This window comes from Sphingobium sp. MK2, assembly GCF_040170545.1.
Taxonomy (GTDB): domain Bacteria; phylum Pseudomonadota; class Alphaproteobacteria; order Sphingomonadales; family Sphingomonadaceae; genus Sphingobium.
Window position 1 is genome coordinate 1 of sequence record NZ_JAZDXA010000058.1, and the last position, 3,257, is coordinate 3,257.

Annotated in this window: 2 protein-coding genes; both read left to right on the forward strand. The window is 62.5% G+C overall.

From position 1 onward, the window contains the following. Nucleotides 1-134: 134 nt before the first annotated feature. On the forward strand, nt 135-1,910 hold the full coding sequence (locus V2I08_RS18900) for a ParB/RepB/Spo0J family partition protein (protein WP_059153608.1): 1,776 nt from the start codon (nt 135-137) through the stop codon (nt 1,908-1,910). Between the two features lie 384 nt (nt 1,911-2,294). Next, nucleotides 2,295-3,167, forward strand: coding sequence for a zincin-like metallopeptidase domain-containing protein (locus V2I08_RS18905; RefSeq protein WP_349636363.1), 873 nt, complete (start codon nt 2,295-2,297; stop codon nt 3,165-3,167). Nucleotides 3,168-3,257 lie beyond the last annotated feature (90 nt).

The following is a 3,257-nucleotide window of genomic DNA, read 5'->3' on the forward strand; positions in this document are numbered from 1 at the left end:
CGCGCGCCGGGGCCTCCCTAGTCGCGCCGCCCGCACCACTCCCATCGATTTTGCTTCCCCCTCCCCATCCCGCGCTTCGCCAGCGGGTCAGAGCCGCAGGCCGCAGGCAGCGGCTTCGCCTAAAGGAGTGAAAAATGACCATCCAGACCATCCAACTGAACAAGCTGGCGCTTTCCGACCTCAACGTGCGGAAGGTGAAGCCCAAGGAAATTGAAGCCCTCGCAGCCGACATTCAGGCGCGGGGCGTGCTGCAAAACCTGATCGGCTATGATGAGGACGGCAAGATCAAGATTTGCGCTGGAGGGCGGCGCTACCGGGCCTTGAAGCTGTTGCAGAAGGCAAAGACCATCCCCGGCACTTTCGAGGTTCCCGTTGAAATCCGCAGCAAGGACGAGGCGCTGGAAATCTCTCTTGCCGAGAACGCGCAGCGTGAGGACATGCACCCCGCCGATGCCATCGCCGCCTATCGGGCGATCATCGACAGCGGCAAAGACGTTGACGATGTTGCAGCATCGTTCGGCGTCTCCCCCGCCTATGTCCGCCGCGTGTTGAAGCTGGCGGCGCTGCACCCGACCATTCTCAAAGCCTTCCAGAAAGACGAAATCGGCATGGGCGCGGCGCAGGCTTTCGCGCTGACAGACGATCAGGACCGCCAGCTTGAGGTTTTCAAGCGCACCGGCGACAACGCCCACCAAATCCGCGCCATGCTCACCCAGGAGAAGGTTGCCGATACCGACAAGCATTTTCGCATTGTAGGCGAGGAAGCCTATTGCGCCGCAGGCGGCACCTTCACCACCGATCTTTTCGGAGAACGTCGCTATTGCGATGATGCGGGCCTTGTCATGGACCTTGTGCAAGATCGGCTCGACGCCATCGCCAAGGCGGCGCGCGAAGATGGCTGGCGCGATGCAGAAGGGCAGCTCTACCGGCCTGATTCCTACTGGATGCGCGGCCATCTGGAACCCGCTGGCGAGCGCCATCCGACCGAGGAAGAAACCGCGCAGCTGGTCGAGATCGAGGCGGCAATCGCCAAGCGGGAAAGCGAGGTGGACGAGGACGAGCACGACTATGACGACGAGTTGCGCGCCCTGACCCGCAAGCAGGACGCTATCGTATCGGCTTGCCGCGTCTTCACCGCCGAGCAGAAGGCCGAGCACTCGCTTATCGTCTTCATCGGGCATGACGGTATCGAACAGGTTGCGTTCACGCGCAGCGCCAAGGGCACCGCCGCCGATGGCCCCAAGCCTCCCCGGCCCGACTACTCGCAGAAGGTCATGGATCAGCTGGGCGGCATCCGCACGATGGCGGTTCGGGAAGCCCTTGCCAGCGACCCGGAGCTGGCGCTGGACGTGCTCTTGACGGGCCTATTGGGGCAGGTTCGCGGCAACTCCTATTCGTGGCAACAAGCCGCCGAAATCACCGCCGAGAAGAACCGCTTCCATGTTGACGAGGCGATCATGGGCCATTCCACGATTGCCGACATTGACGAAATCGCGGGGGCCGATCTTGCCCGCTTGGCCGAGACACCCACGCTGGACGACATGCGCCAGATGGACAGCGAAGCGAAATTGCGGCTGCTGGCCTACTGCGTGGCCTCGCAGATCACGAGCCTTTCGTTCCATAGCGACCGCGACCGCCAGCTGGCGCAGATCGTCGGGGCCGCGCAGATCGACATGGCCGACAAGTGGGAACCCAATCAGGTATTCTATGACCAGCTTAGCAAGGCCACGCTCTTGAAGCTGCTGGCCGAAGGTTGCGGCAACGACGCCGCAGAGAATTGCCAGACCATGAAGCGCTCTGATCTTGCCTTGACGGTCAACGAGCGCCTTGCGGGGCGGCGCATCCTGCCCCCCGCCCTTCGACCCTCTGCCTTGCCCGATGCCGCTGATAGCGAAAGCCAAGCGGCATGACGGCATGGGGAGCGCGCTTCACTCCCGCGCTCCCCGCAAACTTGCGGGGCGGTGGCAGCTGCCACCGCACCCATTTTACAGAACGCAGCCGGTAAAATCGGCCGCGTATAATGAGCGGCTAGGGCCGCGCGTTGCCGGTGGTGGCAGCTGCCACCGGGGGAACACCAAGGGCACCCGCCCTTTCGTTCCCGAAGCATAATCGACAGGACCGGGTTGCCCGACAAGTTCGGCCAGTTCCGGCGCGCTCGCGCGCGCCGGGGCCTCCCTAGTCGCGCCGCCCGCACCACTCCCATCGATTTTGCTCCCCCCTCCCCATCCCGCGCTTCGCCAGCGGGTCAGAGCCGCAGGCCGCAGGCAGCGGCTTCGCCTAAAGGAGTGAGGAAAATGGCTAAGGAAACGAACCGGATCGACATTTATCAGGCCGTCACCGACGACATTCTTGCGATGCTCGAAGCGGGCACCAAGCCTTGGGTGAAGCCGTGGAGCGGTGGGCCGACCATTCCGCTCCGGCACAATGGGGTCGCCTATCGTGGGATCAACGTCCTCAGCCTTTGGGCCAGCGCCATGCGTCAGGGCTTCGCCTCCCCCTATTGGCTGACCTTCAAACAGGCATTGGAGCTTGGCGGCAATGTCCGGAAGGGCAGCAAGGGGACCACCATTGTCTATGCTAACAAGCTTGTCGTGAAGGACTCCGAGACGGACGACGAGCGCGCCATTCCGTTTCTGAAACGATACACGGTTTTCAATGCCGATCAGGTCGAGGGACTGGACGGCAAATATCCCGCGCCCGCCCCGATCATTACCAATCCCGAAACCCGCGACGTTGAGCTTGAAGTGATGTTCTCTCGCATCGACGCAACCGTTCGCATCGGCGGATCGCAAGCCTATTACCACACCCGCGACGACTATATCCAAATGCCTGCTTTTGAAGCGTTCCATTCCGCCGACGACTACTATGCCACGCTTGCGCACGAGGCCGTGCATCATGCAGGGCATGAAAGCCGCCTCAACCGGAAAACCCTGATTTCAACGAGCCGCGCCGACTATGCGAGGGACGAGCTCGTAGCCGAGCTGGGCGCATCCTTCATCGGCGCGATTGTCGGTTTCAAGGTCGAGGAACGCGAAGACCATGCCGCGTATATCGAGCACTGGTTGACCGCGCTCCGCAACGACAAGCGCGCGATTTTCGAGGCTGCCCGTGAGGCTCAGAACGCCGCCGACTACCTGTTGGCGATGATGACCGACCAAGCGGATTGAATGACCCGCCCTGCTAACCCGGCTTATTCATGACAGCGGCGTAGTTTGCCTGGATTGGCGGGCGACGGCACTGGCGGCGTGGACGGGACG

Coding starts and splice junctions, on each gene's coding strand:
- V2I08_RS18905 (WP_349636363.1), top strand. CDS start 2,295: ATGGCTAAGGAAACGAACCGGATCGACATTTATCAGGCCGTCACCGAC.
- V2I08_RS18900 (WP_059153608.1), top strand. CDS start 135: ATGACCATCCAGACCATCCAACTGAACAAGCTGGCGCTTTCCGACCTC.